The following is an 18787-nucleotide window of genomic DNA, read 5'->3' as shown; positions in this document are numbered from 1 at the left end:
ACCATGAAGAAGAATGATTTAGCGGTAATGCACTGGGGCACCTATCACGTCACCACCGACGGCGATACGCTGACGTCGGTCAGGCCGGTGGCGTGGGACCGTAATCCGTCCGCTATCGGTCAGTCGCTGCCGGGCGCGGTGCAGAGTGAAACCCGGGTCAGAAATCCGGCTGTCAGGCTCGGCTATCTGCAGAACAGAAGCGCTTCACGCAGCAGGCGCGGCAAAGAGCCGTTTGTCGAGGTGAGCTGGGAAGTAGCACTGCAGCTGGTGGCGGACGAGCTGGCGCGGGTGAAAACCGGGCACGGCAATGAGGCGATCTATGCCGGTTCATATGGCTGGTCCAGCGCCGGACGATTTCATCATGCCCAGAGCCAGCTGCATCGCTTCTTTAACCACTACGGCGGCTACACCGCCAGCACCAATACCTACAGCATTGCGGCCGGTGAACGCACGCTGCCGCACATCATCGGTAATCTGGATGAGTTACAACGTCACCATACTCACTGGCCGGTACTGGCGGAGTATTGTGAACTGTTTGTGGCGATTGGCGGATTGCCGCTGCGCAATGCGCAGGTCAATGGCGGTGGGGCTAACGATCATGCGCTGGCTCACTGGCTGACCACACTGCGGCAGAATGGCACCCGCTTTATCAACATCAGTCCGGTCAGAAACGATCTCGCCGGGGTGGCCGACGCGGAGTGGCTGGCGATAAAGCCCGGCTCCGATACGGCGTTACTACTGGCCATCGGGCAGGTATTGATTGCGGAATCCCTGTATGACGCGGCCTTTGTGGCGCGCTACACAGTGGGTTTTGAAACCTACGCGGCTTATCTGCAGGGTGAGCATGACGGTCTCGTCAAAACGCCCGAATGGGCCGCGCCGCTGACCGGGCTGGCAGCCGATCAGATTCGCGGGTTAGCACGACAGATGGCGGCTCACAAAACGATGGTCAATATTGCCTGGTCAGTGCAGCGTGCGCGGCAGGGCGAGCAGGCGTTCTGGGCCACCGTCGCCACCACTGCGCTATTGGGGCAGATTGGCACGCCCGGCGGCGGGCTGGGGTTTGGTTACGCCTCAACCAATCTGGCGGGTGCCGCCCGGCGACAGTTCTCCGGGCCCCGGCTGCCTGCCGGCCATAATGCCGTACAGCAGACTATACCGGTGGCACGTATCGCTGACATGCTGCTCAATCCTGGCGGTCTCTACGCGTTTGACGGGCAGCAGCGGGCCTATCCCGACATCCGACTGGTCTACTGGGCGGGCGGCAACGTCTTCCATCATCATCAGGATATCAACAAGCTGATACGCGCCTGGCAGCAGCCAGATACCGTGATTGTGCATGAGCAGTTCTGGACGGCGCAGGCCAGATTTGCCGATATCGTCCTGCCTGCCACCACTTCGCTGGAGCGTGAGGATATCGGCAGCGCCAGCAACGACGGCTTTATTATCGCCATGCCGCAGCATCTGCCGCCGTTTGGGGTGGCAAAATCGGATTACGCCATCTTTGCTGAGCTGGCGCAGCGGCTCGGTTTTGCTGATGTATTTACTCAGGGGCGCGATGAGCGCCAGTGGCTTGAAGCCATCTACGAAGACTCCCGGCCACGCGCAGCGGCGCAGGGCATCGAACTGCCGCCCTTTGAGGCCTTCTGGTCACAGGGCGTGGTGGAATATCCCGCGCCTGACACACCGCAGATCCTGCTCAACGCGTTCCGCGATAACCCGGAGTCGGCCCCGCTCAGCACGCCATCGGGAAAAATCGAACTCTTTTCGCAGCGGGTGGCTGACTTTGGCTATGAAGAAGCGCCTGGCTTTGCCTTCTGGTATCCGCCGGAATATCAGGCTCAGCAGCAGGAGAAGCAGCAGTGGCCGTTGCATCTGCTCTCCAGCCAGCCGCGAACCCGGCTGCACAGCCAGTACGATCATGGCCGGGTCAGCCGGGCTACCAAAATTGCCGGGCGCGAGCCGCTCTGGATGCACCCTGAGGATGCGGCTGCGCGTGGCATTGAGGAGAACAGCATCGTGAAAGTGTTCAACGGACGCGGCGCGCTGCTGGCGGGCGTGCATCTGACGCAGGATATCCTGCCGGGGGTAGTGCAGATGTCGACCGGGGCCTGGTATGACCCGCTCGAACAGCAGGAGGGCAAGCCGCTTGATAAACATGGCAATCCTAATGTGCTGACCCAGGATCGCGGCAGTTCACGACTGGGCCAGGGGTGCAGCGCGCAGACCTGTTTTGTAGAGATTGCGCTTTACCACGAGACCCTGCCTGAAATCACAGCGTGGTCGCCACCGGAATTTGTGATCCCGACCACAGAGTAATCTGCGGGCGGGGACTTAAGGGGCGGTGGGATATTCCCATCCGCCGCATATCCATAGCAGGATTAGTTGGTAGTTAACGCATAACTGAAATGGCAAGGTAAAACGATTCTATGCCAACAGAGTGTTAATCATGAGTGCGTTAACCCCATCAGAATTGCCGGTCATTGATTTCGCATTATTGTCAGGTAATCAACAGCAGCAGCGACAGGTTCTGGAAAAATTAAGCCAGGCCGCGCGTGATGTCGGTTTCTTCTACTTGATTAATCACGGTATCGACCGTGAATTACTGGATGAGGTTCAGCGGGTCGCGCGGACGTTTTTTGCTCTGCCGCAGGCGGACAAAACGGCGGTCGCGATGGCCAACTCACCGCATTTTCGTGGTTACAACCTGGCGGGCGTGGAAATCACCCGCAGCCAGCCCGACTATCGTGAGCAGTTCGATATTGGCGCAGAGCGCGAAGCGCTGCCCGTCACCGCCGATTCCCCAACCTGGCAACGCATGCAGGGGCCGAACCAGTGGCCTGAAGCCTTGCCTGAATTGCAGACGGTGGTGACCCGCTGGCAACAGCAGATGACTGCCGTCGCGCTGGAACTGCTGCGCGCCTTTGCCGAAGCGCTGAACCTGCCACGTAACGCCTTCGATAACCTTTACGGCGACTATCCCAACGAACATATCAAACTGATCCGCTATCCGGGCCGCACCGAGGGTGAATCACGCCAGGGTGTAGGTGCACACAAGGATTCGGGTTTCCTGACCATGTTATTACAGGACGACCAGCCGGGCTTGCAGGTTGAGGTGACGCCGGACAACTGGATCGATGCCTCACCTTTGCCGGGCGCGTTTGTGGTCAACATTGGCGAACTGCTGGAGCTAGCGACCAACGGCTATCTGCGCGCGACGGTACACCGCGTGGTGTCGCCGCAGCAGAACAATGAGCGGTTATCCATCGCCTTCTTCCTTGGCGCACAGCTCGACGCCGTCGTGCCAATCTATCAGCTTCCTCCACAGCTGGCTGAGCTGGCGCAGGGACCGAGCAGCGATCCGCTTAACCCGCTCCTGCGAGAAGTGGGCTGGAATTACCTTAAAGGCCGGCTGCGTTCGCATCCGGAAGTTGCCCAGCGTTTCTATCCCGAACACAACACCCACTAAAAACTACGACTGATAACGATAAGAGATAAATGATGATGATTAAAAAGCGCTTTCTGGTTCTGGCTGGTCTTTCACTGCTGATTGCTCAAAGTTTACAGGCGGCACCGCTGCGCGTGGCGGCCGATCCGCTGCCGCATGCGGAAATCCTTGAGTATGTCAAAACTCTGGATCCGAAACTGGATATCAAAATTGTTGAGCTGAGCGGGGGCGTGAATGCCAATGAACTGCTGGCATCCGGGGATGTCGATGCCAACTACTTCCAGCATCTGCCTTATTTAAAAGATCAGGAGAAAGCGCTGGGAAAAACCTTTGCCGTGGTCGCCAGTGTGCATATTGAGCCGCTGGGGATCTACTCGCGTAAGGTGAAATCGCTGGCAGCGTTGCCAGAGGGCGCAAGCATTGCCGTGCCGAACAACACCACCAACCTGAGCCGCGCACTCTGGCTGTTGCAGGATAAAGGGGTGATTAAACTTAACGCGCAGGGCGAGGCGGGTTCGACGCTGGTGACGCCGAAAGATATCAGTGAAAACCCGAAGAAAATTAAAATTGTTGAGATCGAATCACCGCAGCTGCCAAGGTCACTGGATGACGTTGATGCCGCCATTATCAACGGCAACTATGCCCTGGAAGCGGGTCTGAATCCGGCGAAAGATGCGCTGGGGCTGGAGTCCGCGGCGCATAACCCTTACGCCAACCTGCTGGTGACCACGCCTGAACTGGCGAAAGATCCGCGAGTGATTCAGCTGGCGAAAGATCTGCGCTCGCCGCAGGTGGCAGAGTTCATCCGTAAAACCTATCAGGGCTCTGTGATTCCGGTCGCGGACCAGCAGCATGATTAAGCTCAGTCATCTCAGCAAACACTATGCTGGCGCACCTGCGCCAGCGTTAGACGATATCTCTCTGACCATTGAAGAGGGCACCATCTTTGGTATCCTGGGCCGGAGCGGGGCGGGCAAAAGTACGCTGCTGCGCTGCCTGAACCGGCTGGAGAGTCCATCCAGCGGGCGGATTGAGATAGATGGTCAGGATCTCGCCACATTGAGCCTGGCGCAGCTGCGTCAGCAGCGCCAGCAGATGGGGATGATCTTCCAGCACTTCAATCTGCTGCATTCCCGTAACGTGCAGGACAATGTCGATCTGGCGCTGGAGATTGCCGGTGTGCCCAGGGCGGAGCGCCGCCAGCGGGTCGCCTCGCTGCTGAAACTGGTGGGGCTGGAGTCCTTTGCGGCCGCCTGGCCGTCGCAGCTCTCAGGTGGACAGAAACAGCGCGTCGGCATCGCCCGCGCGCTGGCCGGCCGCCCGCGTTATCTGCTGTGCGATGAGGCCACCAGCGCGCTGGACCCCGAAACCACCACCTCGATTCTCGATCTGCTGGCCGATATTCAGCAGCAGCTCAATATCACAGTTGTGTTGATTACCCATGAGATGGCGGTAGTAAAACGTATCTGTGACGGTGCGGCGCTGCTGGAGAATGGCCAGCTGGTCGAGAGCGGCACGCTGAGCCAGATCATGGGACGTGAAGAGGGACGCCTGCGCAAAATGCTGCTGAAGGATGGCGAAGCGGACCGGGCGTTTATTGAAAAATATCAGCGAGAGGCATTAACCCGATGCGTAGCATGAGTAGCGATCGGTTTCAGGAACTGCTGTTGAACGCCACAGGCGAAACGTTATATATGGTGCTGCTGGCGGCACTCTTTACGGTTGCGATAGGTTTACCGGTGGGCGTGCTGCTGTTCCTGACCCGTCCCCAGGGCATTCTGCCTAACCGCGCGATTTCACTGCTGCTCAATGCGCTGGTCAATACCGGGCGCGCGCTGCCGTTTGTGGTGCTGCTGATCGCACTGATTCCTTTTACCCGCCTGCTGGTCGGCACCACGCTCGGCAGTACCGCCGCGATTGTCCCGATTACGCTGGGCGCCTTTCCCTTCTTTGCCCGCATCGTGGAGAACGCGCTGGATGAGGTCGATCGCGGCCGCATTGAGGCGGTAGTCTCAATGGGCGGCACGCTGTGGCATATCGTCAGCCGCGTATTGCTGCCGGAAGCACTCCCTGCGCTGGTGGCGGGCATTACCCTGACTATTGTGATGCTGATTGGCTTCTCGGCGATGGCGGGTGTGGTCGGCGGTGGTGGACTGGGCGATCTGGCGATTCGCTACGGCTATCAGCGCTTCGATAACCAGATCATGGCGGCCACCATTGTGGTGCTGCTGGCGCTGGTAATGCTGATTCAGAAACTCGGTGACCGCCTGGTGCGTTCGCTGGCTTATCGGCGTTAAGGGGCATCGATGTTTCGTGTAATGTCGCCGAAAGGCTACCTGCAACGGCCCGGACTCCGGTCTGAAGTGGGTGAGATTATCCGGCCGCTGGCCTCGCATATTCACATCCTCACGTCGCCGAACGCCTGGCAGGCGGTGAATCCGGCACTGACCATCAGCCTGGAACAGGCAGGTATTCGCTGGCAGCTCGACATGCTGACCGGTGAATGCACCGATGCGGCGATAGCTGCACTGCAACAGCGGGTGCAGACGCACGGAGCCACCCTGATTCTGGCCGTCGGGGGCGGGCGGGTGCTGGACTGTGCCAAAGCGGTCAACGATGCCCTGCCGGATGTGCGGCAGGTCAACTTCGCCACGCTGGCTGCCACCTGCGCGGCCTGGTCTCCGCTGGCAATTATCTATAACGAGCAGGGCGGGCATCTTCGCAGTCAGCCACTTAATGCCATGCCGGAATGGATTCTGGTGGACAGTGAAGTGATTGCCCATAGCGACGTCCGCTACCTGCGATCCGGTATTGTTGACGCGCTGGCAAAATGGTTTGAGTTTGAACCTTATCAGCGACAGACGCCGCACCGGATGGCGCTGGATCTTAAAGTCGCCGCCGCCTGGCAGGCGGTGACGGTGCTGAAACAGTGGGGTGAAACGGCGGTGGCCGATAACCTTGCGCAACAGGTCACCCCGGCGCTGGAGAAGGTGATTGAAGCCAATATTGTGCTGGCAGGGCTGGCGAACAGTATTCAGGACGCAATGGCGACGCCCGGCTTTGCCCATGTTATCCATGATCGTCTGACGCACCAGCCGGAACTGCATCACTGGCTGCACGGCGAAAAGGTCGGTTTCAGCCTGCTGATCCAGTCCTGGATTGAACAGCAGGGCAAACAGGTCGAGCCGGAACTGCTGTCGCTGCTGCGCCGTTTCCACTCGCCCCTGACGCTGCCCGCGGCTATCGACGCCGACACCGTGCGGCAAATCGCGCAGCAAATCCACTTTCCGGCCGCCAGCCTGGCACATCTTCCCTTTACGTTCGACCCTCATCAACTGGAGCAGGCTCTGCTGGCGACGGCTGCGTTTAATCCGTAAATGCGGTTAGTCAGAAGAACAGACGTTGCTGCTTGCTAACCTACCAATAGTAACTTACCTTTAGTAGCTTATTGGCTAATCAGGTAAGGTGACAACGATGCATGCACTCATAGTGACTTCCCATCCTGACCAGGATGCGCATTCCCACCACGTGGCGGACCAGCTGGCGCAGGGCATAATCTCGACAGGGCACCATACGGTTGAAAAGGCCGATCTGGCGGCAGAAGGGTTTGATCCGCGCTTCACGCTCGATGATCATCGACGTTTCAACGGTCAGGCTATGGCATCGCCCGAAGTGCTGGCGGAACAGCAGCGACTGGACCGCGCCGATGCGCTGGTACTGGTCTATCCGATTTACTGGTGGTCATTCCCGGCACAGCTAAAAGGCTGGATCGACCGGGTGTTTATCCAGGACTGGGCCTTCAGCGAACAGGATGGTCGGGTAATTAAACGCCTTGGCCATCTGCCTGTGCATCTGCTGGCGATTGGCGCGGCGGACACCCGGACCTTTCTGCGGCGCGGCTATTTCACCAGCATGCGTAATCAGATTGAAAACGGCATCTTTGACTATTGCGGTGCGCCGGTGGTGACCAGTGAGCTGTTACTGATCGGCGATGAAGGTTATCCTGAGTCGCACTATCAGCTGGCGCAGGCTCTGGGCCAGCGTCTGTTCGCCCATCAGGAAAAACATGACCGTAGAAAAAACACCTCGTAAGCGTCTGTCACGTGAGGCCCGACGCAGGCAGTTGTCAGACGTCGCGTGGCAGATAATGCAGACAGAAGGCAGCGAGGCGCTGACGCTGGCACGGGTCGGCGACGCCGCGGGAGTCAGTAAACCGGTGGTATATGATCATTTCACCACCCGCCATGGGCTGCTGGCCGCACTGTATGACGATTTTGATCGCCGCCAGAGCGAGCGGATGAATGCGGCGATGGATGCTGCGCCAGTCAGGCTGCAACAAAAAGCGGACGTGCTCGCGGCCTGTTATGTCGATTGTGTGATGACGGAGGGGCGCGAAATCCCCGAACTGCTCTCCGCGCTCAGTACCTCACCGGAACTGGCCGCCGTCAAACGCCATTATCAGCTCGACTTTATTGCCCGCTGTCAGTGCTGGCTTGCGCCTTTTGCTGGCAGCAGTGGTATTGCGGAAGCCGGCATGTGGGGGCTGCTGGGGGGCGCGGATGCCATCGCAGGCGCAGTGGCACGCGGCGATATCAGCAAGCCGGAAGGTCAGCAGGCGATAGCGGCTATGGTGATGGCGCTGGTGGCAGACAGTCTGGCGTCAGAAGTGGATTAGAAAAAAGGCGGCCCGCAGGCCGCCGAATCATTCAACCACAACAGGCGTTGTGTAAGCAGTGGCAACGTACAATGATGATCGTTTAGCCCTTCACCCCGCCCGCGGTTAATCCGCTTACCAGCCAGCGCTGTGCCAGCAGGAAAACCAGGGTGATCGGAATCGCGGAGAGCACCGCCGCCGCGGCAAAATCCCCCCACAGGTAGTTCTGCGGATTGAGGTACTGCTGCATCCCCACCGCCAGGGTATAACTGTTGACGTCGCGCAGCAGCAGCGAGGCGACCGGCACTTCAGTCACCGCGGCGATAAACGCCAGAATAAACACCACCGCCAGAATCGGCACCGACAGCGGCAGCAGCACCAGCCGGAACGCCTGCCACGGCGTTGCGCCATCCAGCGCGGCGGCCTCTTCCAGTGACCCATCGATGGTTTCGAAATAGCCCTTAATCGTCCAGACATGCAGCGCAATGCCGCCCAGATAGGCGAAGATTACCCCTCCGTGGGTATTCAGCCCGATAAAGGGCAGATACTGGCCGAGACGATCAAACAGCGCATAGAGCGCCACCAGCGAAAGCACCGCAGGGAACATCTGGAAAATCAGCATCCCTTTCAGCAGGCTGGCGCGACCGGTAAAACGCATACGGGCAAACGCATAGGCGCAGGTGGTGGAGAGGGCCACGATACCCAGCGCACTGATTGCCGCAATCTTGATCGAGTTCCATAACCACAGCAGCACCGGGAAGGGTGGCGGCGTCACGCGTCCGTCGGCATGTTCAACGCTAAAGCCCAGCGCCAGCCGCCAGTGCTCCCAGGAAATCTGCTCCGGGATCAGGCTGCCGGTGGCAAAGTTACCGGCTCGCAGGGAAATCGCGATCACCATCAGCAGCGGAAACAGAATCGCGGCAATAAATAACAGCAGCAGCAGATGCGTGGTCAGCAGACGCAGCCGTTGCGATTTGGGTTGTACCATAGCCATAACAACTCCTTAGCGCCTGGTCCATCAGGCTATTAATCGAATTTCATCCGCGAGGCTTTCAGGTTAATCACCGCCAGCGCACCCACCAGCAGGAAGATCAGCGTGGCAATGGCGGCCGCCAGACCAAAGTCCTGCCCGCCACCGCCTTCAAAGGCGATACGCCAGGTATAGTTCACCAGCAGGTCGGTATAACCGGCTGGCGTGGTAGTGCCCAGGCGATCCGGCCCGCCGTTGGTCAGCAGTTGCACCAGCACAAAGTTATTAAAGTTAAAGGCAAAGCTGGCAATCATCAGCGGCATCAGTGGCTTCAACAGCAGCGGCAGCGTAATCAGGAAGAAGTTCTGTAGCGGTCCGGCACCGTCCATCGCTGAGGCTTCATAGAGGTCGTCGGGAATGGCTTTCAGCAGCCCCATGCAGAGGATCATCATGTAGGGATAGCCGAGCCAGGTGTTGACGATAATCAGCATGGTGCGTGCCAGCGTCGGATCGCTGAACCAGGCGGGCTTCACGCCAAACAGCGCGCTCAGCATCACGTTGATCTCACCAAAGCTCTGGTTAAACAGCCCCTTGAAAATCAGGATCGAGATAAAGGCTGGAACGGCATAGGGCAGAATCAGCATCACCCGATAGACCGCTTTGCCGCGCAGCGCTTCCCACTGCACCAGACAGGCCAGCACCATGCCCACGGCGACGGTCAGCACCACGGTGATCAACGAGAAGAGCAGCGTCCAGCCAAATATCGCCAGGAACGGCTTCTGAATCCCTTCGTCGGTAAAGACCCGCACGAAGTTTTTCCAGCCGGTATTCACGGTGAAACCGGGACTCAGCGTTTCGTTGCCCCAGTTATTGTCTGCGTTCACCGCCTGATAAAAACCGGTCTGCGGATTAGCGCGGTAACGCGTGCCGCTCTGCTGGTTAATCAGCTCATCCTGCGCGCCAGCCCGATAGAGCGGCTGGGTACCGGAGAACTGGCGCAGCGAACTCATCCGCAGCTGACGACCATCCGGCAGCTCGGCGCGGAGCTGGCTCAGCGCCTGACGATGGGTGGTGATCGCTCGGAACGTCGCCCGTTCGCCTGCAGGTGTCGTGGCAGGCGTCATTTTCAGCGTCTGATCTGCGCCAAATGCAAATGGCGGAGAGACAAAATTGTCTTTGCCATCGTTCAGCACCAGCTGCCAGCGATCGCCCGCCGGGAAGAGTGAAAAATTCACCGCCTCACCCGACTGGAAGGTGCGGCCCAGCAGCACCTGCTGCGCCCGCTCAAAGGTAAGCTGGTTGGTACTGCTGTAGTTGGTAAAGGCGATAGCGATGGTGCAGGCGAGGGGGAACAGCACAAACAGTGCCATGCCGGCGACGCCGGGATAGACATAGCGCCACGCATAAGCGCGACGGTTGGCAAAAATCCACAGTCCGGTTGCGCTGAGGATCAGCGTCAGCAGCGCAAACAGATATTCGCCCTGCGCGTACATCAGCACCAGCAGATAGCCGACCAGCAGACAGCAGAGCCCGATGAGAACGCTTTTCAGCAGCAGACTGCGCGTTTTCGGTTTTCCTGACATGATGCGGTTTTCCTTAACGATTACTCAAGCCGGGTTGCCCCGGCTGTAAAGGGAAGAATTACTTCTTCAGACGGGCCTGGGCATCTTTCAGTGCGGCGTCAACGCTCTGACGTCCGCCCAGCGCGTTCAGGGTCGCGGTGCGCATCGCGTACCAGAAGGCCGCCATCTGCGGGATGTTTGGCATGATGTCGCCCTGTTTCGCGTTGCTCATGGTGGCGGCGATACGCGGATCTTTCTCCAGCGTCTGCTGGTAAGATTTCAGCGCCACGGCACCCAGCGGCTTGTCTTTGTTAACCGTTTCCAGCCCGGAATCGGTCAGCAAATAGTTCTCCAGGAACTCTTTCGCCAGTTCTTTGTTCGGACTGGCGGCGTTGATCCCGGCGCTCAGTACGCCGACAAAGGCTTTAGACGGTTTCCCGTTCAGCGTCGGCAGTTCTGTGACGCCATAGTCGATGCCGCTCTTATCCAGATTGCCCCATGCCCACGGACCATTGATGGTCATGGCGGTTTCGCCCTTGTTGAATGCGGCTTCGGCAATCGAGTAATCGGTGTCCGCATTCAGGGTTTTGGCTTTAACCTGATCGACCAGGAATTGCATGCCTGCTTTCGCCCCGGCGTTATCGACGCCGACATCCTTCACGTCATAGTGTCCGTCGGTCAGCTTAAAGGCATAAGCCCCGCCCGCAGCCAGCAGCGGCCAGGTGAAGTAGGGCTCCTGCAGGTTAAACATGATGGCGCTTTTGCCTTTGGCGCGCAGTTGCTTGTCGAGCGCGGCCATCTCTTCCCAGGTTTTTGGCGGAGTCGGCAGCAGCTTTTTGTTGTAGATGAGTGACAGCGACTCAACGGAAATCGGATAGCCGATCAGCTTGCCGTCAAAGCGCACCGCATCCCAGGTAAACGGGAAGATCTTCTCGCGGAAGCTGGCATCTGGCGTCACTTCTGCCAGCAGGCCCGACTGCGCGTAGCCGCCAAAACGGTCATGCGCCCAGAAGATAATGTCCGGGCCATCGCCGGTCGCTGCGACCTGCGGATACTTCTCTTCCATTTTGTCAGGATGTTCGACCGTGACTTTGATACCGGTCTCCTGCTCAAACTTCTTACCCACTTCGGCAAGGCCGTTATACCCCTTGTCACCGTTGATCCAGATGACCAGTTTACCTTCCTCGATTTTTGCCATCGCGCCTGCTGAAAAGAGCACGGCAGAGAGGGCAGAAAGGGCCAGAATTCGTGCTCCGGTTTTCATCGTCATAAATCCATCCTGTTAGCGGAAGTGGTGAATGCTCTGTCGGCATCATTGTGCGTATCCACACCGGCATCTCATCCTCCCGCGCTCTACGCCCCTGGCGTAATCGCTGTGATCGCACTGGCAAAAAGCGCCTTAGGCGCGAGCTGAAGCGGTAAAAAATCCTGCAGGTCTGCGTCAGCGATCACAAAAAAGCGCGGCACCGCGCGGCCTGCCGCGTCAGCCCGCGTTTTTCCTCCTCCCGCCTCCTCCCCCAGCAGATTGCGTGGCGGCGGAGGATGTGACTCCCTGTTTCCTCTCGCATAGTGAGCCCCGGAACCCGTCTGCCGCCCGGCAGACACGAATGTGCAGCTAAGAGGGAAGGGATCATGGCGAGCGTTGTGCTACGCAATGTCACAAAAGCCTGGGGCGATACGGTGGTGTCGAAAGATATCGATCTCACTATTCGTGAAGGGGAATTTGTTGTTTTCGTTGGCCCGTCGGGCTGTGGCAAATCGACGCTGCTGCGCATGATTGCCGGACTGGAAACCATCACCAGCGGCGAACTGTTAATCGGCGACCGGCGCATGAATGAGGTGCCGCCTGCTGAACGTGGCATCGGCATGGTGTTTCAGTCTTATGCGCTCTATCCCCATCTGTCGGTGGCGGAGAATATGTCTTTCGGCCTGAAGCTGGCCGGGGTGAAAAAAGCGGAGATCCATCAGCGCGTCAATCAGGTCGCTGAGATTCTGCAACTGGCGCACCTGCTCGATCGCCGTCCCAAAGCCCTCTCTGGCGGCCAGCGTCAGCGCGTGGCGATTGGTCGCACGCTGGTGGCGGAGCCGCGCGTCTTTCTGCTCGATGAACCGCTGTCGAATCTCGACGCCGCGCTGCGCGTTCAGATGCGCATTGAGATCTCCCGTCTGCATAAGCGCCTGAAGCGCACCATGATTTACGTCACCCACGATCAGATCGAAGCGATGACGCTGGCTGACAAGATTGTGGTGCTGGACGCCGGGCGCATTGCGCAGGTCGGCAGGCCGCTTGAGTTGTATCACTATCCCGCTAACCGCTTTGTCGCCGGGTTTATCGGCTCACCCAAAATGAATTTCCTGCCGGTCAAAGTGACCGCCACCGCCATCGATCAGGTGCAGGTGCGGCTGCCGAATCAGCAGCTGGTCTGGCTGCCGGTGGACAGTGCCGGGGTCCAGGTTGGCAGCAATATGTCACTGGGTATTCGCCCGGAACATCTGCTCTCCAGCGATATCGCCGACGTTACCCTGGAAGGGGAAGTGCAGGTAGTGGAACAGCTGGGGCATGAAACACAGATTCACATCGAGATTCCCGCTATCCGTCAGAACCTGGTCTACCGCCAGGAGGACGTCGTGCTGGTAAAAGAGGGCGCCATCCTCGGTATTGGCCTGCCGCCCGAGCGTTGTCACCTGTTCCGCGAGGACGGGAGCGCGTGCCGCAGGCTGTATCAGGAGCCGGGTGTATAGCCCTGCCAAAAACAATAAAAGCAATGACCTCAGGAGATAGAAAATGTTAACTCTGCGCAAACTTCCCATTGCCGTTGCCGTCGCGGTGGGAACCCTCTCCGCCCCGACGATGGCGGTTGATTTTACCGGTTACGCCCGTTCCGGCATTGGCTGGACCGGCAGCGGTGGCGAGCAGCAATGTTTCCAGGCGACCGGCGCTCAAAGTAAGTACCGTCTGGGTAACGAATGTGAAACCTACGCCGAACTGAAATTAGGCCAGGAAGTGTGGAAAGAGGGCGACAAAAGCTTCTATTTCGACACCAACGTGGCTTACTCCGTAGCACAGCAGAATGACTGGGAAGCGACATCACCCGCCTTCCGCGAAGCCAACGTCAAAGGTAAAAACCTGATCGACGCACTGCCAGGTTCCACCATCTGGGCCGGTAAGCGCTTCTACCAGCGTCACGACGTTCATATGATCGACTTCTACTACTGGGATATCTCCGGTCCGGGCGCGGGTCTGGAAGATGTTGATCTCGGCTTTGGTAAGCTCTCTTTCGCGGCAACCCGTTCGTCTGAAGCCGGCGGCTCTTACACCTTCTCCAGCGATCGTATCCGTGACTTCGCCACCAGCACCGCCAACGACGTGTTTGATGTGCGTCTGGCCGGTCTGGAAACTAACACGGATGGCGTGCTGGAACTGGGTGTCGATTACGGCCGTGCCAATGCCCGTGATGACTACCGTCTTGAAGATGGTGCGTCGAAAGATGGCTGGATGTTCACGGCTGAACATACCCAGAGCATGCTGAAAGGCTACAACAAGTTTGTGCTGCAATACGCAACCGACGCGCTGACCTCGCAGGGCAAAGGCGTGCCGCAGGGCACCAGCCTTAATAATAACGGTGACATGTATCGTATTCTCGATCACGGCGCAATCTCGCTGGCGGAACGCTGGGACCTGATGTACGTCGCCATGTATCAGAACATCGATCTTGACAACAACCGTGGCACCGAGTGGTACACCGTCGGTGTGCGCCCGATGTACAAATGGACGCCGATTATGAGTACGTTGCTGGAGCTGGGCTACGACAACGTGAAATCGCAGCAGGCCGGCGAGCGTAATGGACAGTACAAAGTGACGCTGGCGCAGCAGTGGCAGGCGGGTGACAGCATCTGGTCACGACCGGCGCTGCGTCTGTTCGCAACCTACGCCAAATGGGATGAGAAGTGGGGCTATAGCAAAGACAACGCCGGCGATCTCACTACCTTCGCCTCTGCTGACTCCACCGGCAACGGCATCCTGACTAACAGCCGTGGCAACAACGACGAAGTCACCTTCGGCGCGCAGATGGAAATCTGGTGGTAAACCTTTTCTGACAGGCGCGGCCTCGCGCCTGAGGGATCTCTTTGGTCGTGATGTGCCATTGCCTGGTTCACACCGCGACCTGCAATAAGGTACGCATAATGAAAATGAAAAAACTGGCTGCACTCTGCCTGAGTGCGGCGCTGCTGGCAGGGCACGCTCTGCCTGCCCTGGCCGATGTTAATCTGGTGCCGCAGGATCTCTCCGCTGCACCCGTGGTGGCTCCCGAAACGTTACAACGCCTGAGCTGGCAGCCGCTGGAGGCCTCTCAGACCCAGACCACTAAACTGGCTAATAGCGGCCAGACGCTGAACGCGCCACACATTGCCGGGCCGGTCGCGGCCTACAGTCTGCCCGCCACGATTGGCGAACTGACGCTGACGCTGAGCAGCCTTGTGGAGAACGGTCAGGTTTTTGCACCAAACGTGCTGGTGCTGGATGAAAATCTGCGTCCGGCGGCCTGGTTTCCCAGCCGCTACTTTACCTATCAGAAGCCGGGTGTGATGACGGCTGATCGGCTGGAAGGCGTGATGAAACTCACGCCGGCGCTGGGCCAGCAAAAGATTTACCTGCTGGTGTTCACCACCAACAGCGATATGACACAGACCACCACGCTGCTCGATCCGGCCAAAGCCTATGCCCAGGGCACCGGTCATGCCGTACCGGATATCCCCGATCCTGTTGCCAGCCACAGCCGTGAAGGCACGATTAAGCTGAAAATGCAGACCAGTTCCGGCTCCTCGATTCTGGTCGGGCCGCTGTTTGGCTCATCCGGGCCAGGCCCGGTCACAGTGGGTAACAGTGCACCGGCGGCAACGGCCTACAGCGCCACGCCCGCTCCGGCCGCCGCGCCAGCGCCAAAAGCCCGTGCTGAACCGATCATGAGCGACACCGAGCATTACTTTAATCAGAAGATCACCCAGGCAGTGAACAGCGGCAACATCGACAAGGCGCTGAAACTGCTGGATGAAGCCGAGCGGCTGGGTTCTACCTCTGCACGGCAAACCTTTATCAGTAGTGTTAAAGGCAAGGGGTGATGCTGCCCCGACGCTATTGATGTTGTTCCATCTGGTGCGCTCTGGCGCACCTTTTTTTGTTGCGACACGCACCCTTGCCCTGGTGTTGTCTGGCTGAGCAATCTGTATAAAAACGGGTGAGCAAACATAATGCTCTGAAGTTGCGAGTTGTACGTTACTGATGTACATTTGATTATCTGATTTCAGGAGGCTATATGCGTAGTTACACCACCACTGAGGCCCGACAAAACATTGCTGAAGTCATGGACACAGCTACGGCCGGTGAGCCTGTAGAAATAACCCGGCGCGATGGTTCTTCTGCTGTACTTATCAGTCGCGACGATTTTAATGCCTGGCAGGAAGCAAAACTGGATGCCGAATTTGCCGACATTATGGGGCGACATTCACGTACGGTGAAGGCACTGGCTGACCGATGAAATGGGTTAGTGCTCAGGAGGTGATAGCTTTTCATGATCGTCTGCTGGCTGTTCTGCCAGGTATCAAGGGTATGCCAGAACCCCAGAGAGCAGAAGCTATCATTTATAGGGTACAGAACCAGCTCTATTATGAAGGTGTGGAAGATATCTTTGTATTAGCCGCCATCTACCTCATCGCTATATCCCGGGGACACATTTTTAATGATGGTAATAGGCGAACTGCATTTTTCGTCACGATGGTTTTTTTGAATCGTAACGGCATAGCTATACGTGATGAAGATAATGAACTCGAAGAATTAACGGTATCTGCCGCTACTGGTGATGCCACGACTGAGGTCATTGCTGCTGTATTGCGGCGATTATCGTTTTTGTCTCCGTAAGAGTCATTTTTGTTGTCAGCCCTGCATGTTTGAAATTTTCTCCGCCTAAACGTAATAATCCGGGAGCAGGTTTTCGTCTGTAAATGATGACGACAGGATTTGCTATCAAATGAGCAAACCCCGAAAATTTCGGGGTTTGCTCTTTTAATCTTAACTCCAGCCTTAACCCCGCAGCAGCCGCTTACGGCGAGCCGTCAAATCCCTTAACAACATATCAGTTTCCGCATCGCTGAACAGTGCCTCCACAGTCACGCTCAGCTTGCGTCGCCAGTTCGGGTATTCGTCGCTGGTGCCGGGAATGTTGACCGGCGCGGCCATATCCAGCCAGTCCTCTGGTTGCAGACCCAGCAGGGCGCTGTGGCTGTCCGCCAGATAGCGCTGCATCGCCCGGTTCAGTGCTTTACTCATCCCGGTGCGGCGTGCATCGCGTCCGGCACGTTTCGGCAGCGCACCGACCCGATGCAGACTGTTCAGCAGCGCCTGTTTCGCCCGGAGTCGATCCTGATACAGCCCGGCCAGCACCACTTTGTCCGGATAAAGACCGAGTTGCGCGCCGGTCGTCAGATCGTCACTTTGCCACCAGCCGCGCAGCGTCGGGAGATCGTGCGTGGTGGCGACAGCCATCGCCTGACGTGGCCAGCTGGTGGGCGGACGAAAACCGGCGTCGGAGGTCTGTTCGAACCAGAGCACTTTATAGGAGTAAACGCCGCCATCCCGCAGCTTATCGACAATCGCTTCCGGCACGGTGCCGAGATCTTCGCCAATAACCATGCAGCGATGACGCTGGCTTTCCAGTGCCAGAATCGCCAGCAGATCGTCGATGGGATAGTGCACATAAGCGCCATGGTCGGCACTTTCTCCCGCCGGGATCCACCACAGCCGCATCAGCGCCATCACATGATCGATACGCAGCGCGCCGCAGTGACGCATGCTGGCGCGCAGCAGGCTGATCCACGGCTCCCACGCGCGCTGACGCATCACCTGCGGATCCATGGGCGGCAATCCCCAGTCCTGACCGCGCGGGCCAAGAATATCCGGCGGTGCACCAATGCTGGCTTCCATGCAGTAGAGATCGCGCTCGCTCCAGGTCTCCGCGCCACCCTGGGCGACGCCCACCGCCAGATCGCGGTACAGTCCGATCGGCATCTGCTGCTGCTGGCAACAGTTCCAGCAGCTTTCAAACTGCTGTGCGGCCAGCCACTGCAGCCAGAGCCAGAAACGCACCTGATCCTGATGCTGATTTAAAAACGTCTGCACCGCCGGGCTGCCGGGATGCTGCAACGCCTCCGGCCAGACCGGCCAGCCCCAGCGTCCGCTGTCCTGCGCCATCTGATCCGCATGCAGCGCATCAAACAGCGCCTGATGCAGCAGGCTCTCGCCGCCTTCACTGACAAAAGCATTAAACGCCTGCACCTCAGGATCGATGGCGTCACGCTGGGTAAACTGCGGCCACGCCAGGCTCAGCGCCTGAATTTTCAGCCGCGTCACCGCCGCATAATCGACCCATTCGGCTGCGCGAGCCTGCGCCAGCGTCTGCTGCGTCTCCGGCAACTGCCACCAGGCCTGTGCGGCGGCGCTCTGCCGGAAGTCAGTCACCGCGTTCACATCGATGTAAAGCACATTGAGCCAGCGCCGGGAAGACGGGCTGTAAGGACTGGCGCTCTCCGGGCTGGAGGGAAACAGCGCATGAACAGGATTAAGGCCGACGAACGCGCCGCCGCGTGCGGACACCTGCGGCAGCATGCGGCGCAGATCGCCAAAGTCGCCAATGCCCCAGTTTTCGGCCGAGCGCAGGGTATAGAGCTGCACGCAGGCGCCCCAAAAAGACTCACCAGCCAGCAGTGCCGGCGGTTCATAACAGCGGGCGGGGGCAATAATCACCCGGCATGACCACTGCTGCGCGCCCTGTTGCAGCGTCAGCTGATGATAGCCTTCGGGCAGCGGCGGCAGATGCAGCGGCTGGGCGGGTTGGCAGCGACCGGAGCTAATCTCACCCGCCTCGCTGATGAGATGCCAGTGGGTATCGTCGCTCAGCTGCGGCGAGAGGCTGAGAGACTCGCCGCTGCGAAAAATTACCGCCGGTGGCAGCGGCGCGCTTAGCGGATGCGCAGGCTGCATCACCGCCAGCAACCGCTGGCGGGTCAGGGTCGGAATCGCCTGTGGCTTGCCGTGTGCATTGATATACTCAGCGGCGATGCCTGCCAGAGAAAATTCATCCAAAACTTTCATGGCGGTC

Annotated in this window: 17 protein-coding genes; 13 read left to right on the top strand and 4 right to left on the bottom strand. The window is 58.6% G+C overall.

Annotated features, from left to right (window positions below):
* Positions 1–3 precede the first annotated feature (3 nt).
* The 8 genes from AC6I8E_RS20665 to AC6I8E_RS20630 all read left to right on the top strand — a co-directional run bounded on the left by AC6I8E_RS20665 (position 4) and on the right by AC6I8E_RS20630 (position 8123).
* The gene (locus AC6I8E_RS20665; RefSeq protein WP_312216221.1) at positions 4–2319 is read left to right on the top strand and encodes a molybdopterin-dependent oxidoreductase; all 2316 of its coding nucleotides are present in this window, start codon (positions 4–6) and stop codon (positions 2317–2319) included.
* A gap of 130 nt (positions 2320–2449) precedes the next feature.
* The gene (locus tag AC6I8E_RS20660; RefSeq protein WP_013196171.1) at positions 2450–3469 is read left to right on the top strand and encodes an isopenicillin N synthase family dioxygenase; all 1020 of its coding nucleotides are present in this window, start codon (positions 2450–2452) and stop codon (positions 3467–3469) included.
* Positions 3470–3504: 35 nt separating this feature from the next.
* Positions 3505–4308, top strand: coding sequence for a MetQ/NlpA family ABC transporter substrate-binding protein (locus tag AC6I8E_RS20655; RefSeq protein WP_033785173.1), 804 nt, complete (start codon positions 3505–3507; stop codon positions 4306–4308).
* Positions 4301–5089: a methionine ABC transporter ATP-binding protein gene (locus AC6I8E_RS20650; RefSeq protein ID WP_497824751.1), complete on the top strand. Its 789-nt coding sequence runs from the start codon at positions 4301–4303 to the stop codon at positions 5087–5089. The genes AC6I8E_RS20655 and AC6I8E_RS20650 overlap by 8 nt, the downstream gene beginning before the upstream one ends.
* A complete protein-coding gene (locus tag AC6I8E_RS20645; RefSeq protein ID WP_013196174.1) occupies positions 5077–5745 on the top strand; it encodes a methionine ABC transporter permease in 669 nt (222 codons plus the stop codon). The genes AC6I8E_RS20650 and AC6I8E_RS20645 overlap by 13 nt, the downstream gene beginning before the upstream one ends.
* Positions 5746–5754: 9 nt before the next feature.
* Positions 5755–6825 carry an iron-containing alcohol dehydrogenase family protein gene (locus tag AC6I8E_RS20640; protein WP_497824750.1) on the top strand — a complete coding sequence of 357 codons (1071 nt, stop codon included), beginning with the start codon at positions 5755–5757 and terminating at the stop codon, positions 6823–6825.
* Positions 6826–6922: 97 nt separating this feature from the next.
* Positions 6923–7540, top strand: coding sequence for an NAD(P)H-dependent oxidoreductase (locus tag AC6I8E_RS20635; protein WP_497824749.1), 618 nt, complete (start codon positions 6923–6925; stop codon positions 7538–7540).
* On the top strand, positions 7515–8123 hold the full coding sequence (locus tag AC6I8E_RS20630; protein ID WP_110331975.1) for a TetR/AcrR family transcriptional regulator: 609 nt from the start codon (positions 7515–7517) through the stop codon (positions 8121–8123). The genes AC6I8E_RS20635 and AC6I8E_RS20630 overlap by 26 nt, the downstream gene beginning before the upstream one ends.
* A gap of 82 nt (positions 8124–8205) precedes the next feature.
* Here the strand turns inward: AC6I8E_RS20630 and malG are convergent, their stop codons facing one another.
* Genes malG through malE form a run of 3 tightly spaced genes read right to left on the bottom strand, consistent with a single transcriptional unit; the run spans position 8206 to position 11904 of the window.
* Complete coding sequence (gene malG, locus AC6I8E_RS20625; RefSeq protein WP_013196178.1) at positions 8206–9096, bottom strand: maltose ABC transporter permease MalG; 891 nt, start codon at positions 9094–9096, stop codon at positions 8206–8208.
* 32 nt (positions 9097–9128) lie between these two features.
* Positions 9129–10655, bottom strand: a complete 1527-nt coding sequence (gene malF, locus AC6I8E_RS20620) for a maltose ABC transporter permease MalF (protein WP_497824748.1) — start codon at positions 10653–10655, stop codon at positions 9129–9131.
* A gap of 58 nt (positions 10656–10713) precedes the next feature.
* Complete coding sequence (gene malE / locus AC6I8E_RS20615; RefSeq protein ID WP_033785017.1) at positions 10714–11904, bottom strand: maltose/maltodextrin ABC transporter substrate-binding protein MalE; 1191 nt, start codon at positions 11902–11904, stop codon at positions 10714–10716.
* 362 nt (positions 11905–12266) lie between these two features.
* Between malE and malK the strand changes: the two genes are divergently transcribed.
* From malK to AC6I8E_RS20590, 5 genes are all read left to right on the top strand, one after another.
* On the top strand, positions 12267–13376 hold the full coding sequence (malK, locus tag AC6I8E_RS20610) for a maltose/maltodextrin ABC transporter ATP-binding protein MalK (RefSeq protein ID WP_150015485.1): 1110 nt from the start codon (positions 12267–12269) through the stop codon (positions 13374–13376).
* 43 nt (positions 13377–13419) lie between these two features.
* Entirely contained in the window at positions 13420–14721 is a 1302-nt protein-coding gene (locus AC6I8E_RS20605) for a maltoporin (protein WP_013196182.1), read from the top strand.
* Between the two features lie 98 nt (positions 14722–14819).
* Positions 14820–15755, top strand: a complete 936-nt coding sequence (malM, locus tag AC6I8E_RS20600; protein ID WP_497824747.1) for a maltose operon protein MalM — start codon at positions 14820–14822, stop codon at positions 15753–15755.
* A gap of 194 nt (positions 15756–15949) precedes the next feature.
* A complete protein-coding gene (locus tag AC6I8E_RS20595; RefSeq protein WP_013196184.1) occupies positions 15950–16171 on the top strand; it encodes a type II toxin-antitoxin system Phd/YefM family antitoxin in 222 nt (73 codons plus the stop codon).
* The gene (locus AC6I8E_RS20590) at positions 16168–16551 is read left to right on the top strand and encodes a type II toxin-antitoxin system death-on-curing family toxin (protein ID WP_201251283.1); all 384 of its coding nucleotides are present in this window, start codon (positions 16168–16170) and stop codon (positions 16549–16551) included. Before AC6I8E_RS20595 ends, AC6I8E_RS20590 begins: the two co-directional genes overlap by 4 nt.
* A gap of 162 nt (positions 16552–16713) precedes the next feature.
* On the opposite strand, the gene malQ is transcribed toward AC6I8E_RS20590, so the two are convergent.
* Positions 16714–18780, bottom strand: a complete 2067-nt coding sequence (gene malQ, locus AC6I8E_RS20585; RefSeq protein ID WP_497824746.1) for a 4-alpha-glucanotransferase — start codon at positions 18778–18780, stop codon at positions 16714–16716.
* Positions 18781–18787 lie beyond the last annotated feature (7 nt).

The sequence above is a fragment of the Pantoea sp. X-Soil-YNGN-785 genome, from assembly GCF_059730585.1.
This window is presented reverse-complemented; position numbering and strand designations above follow the sequence as displayed.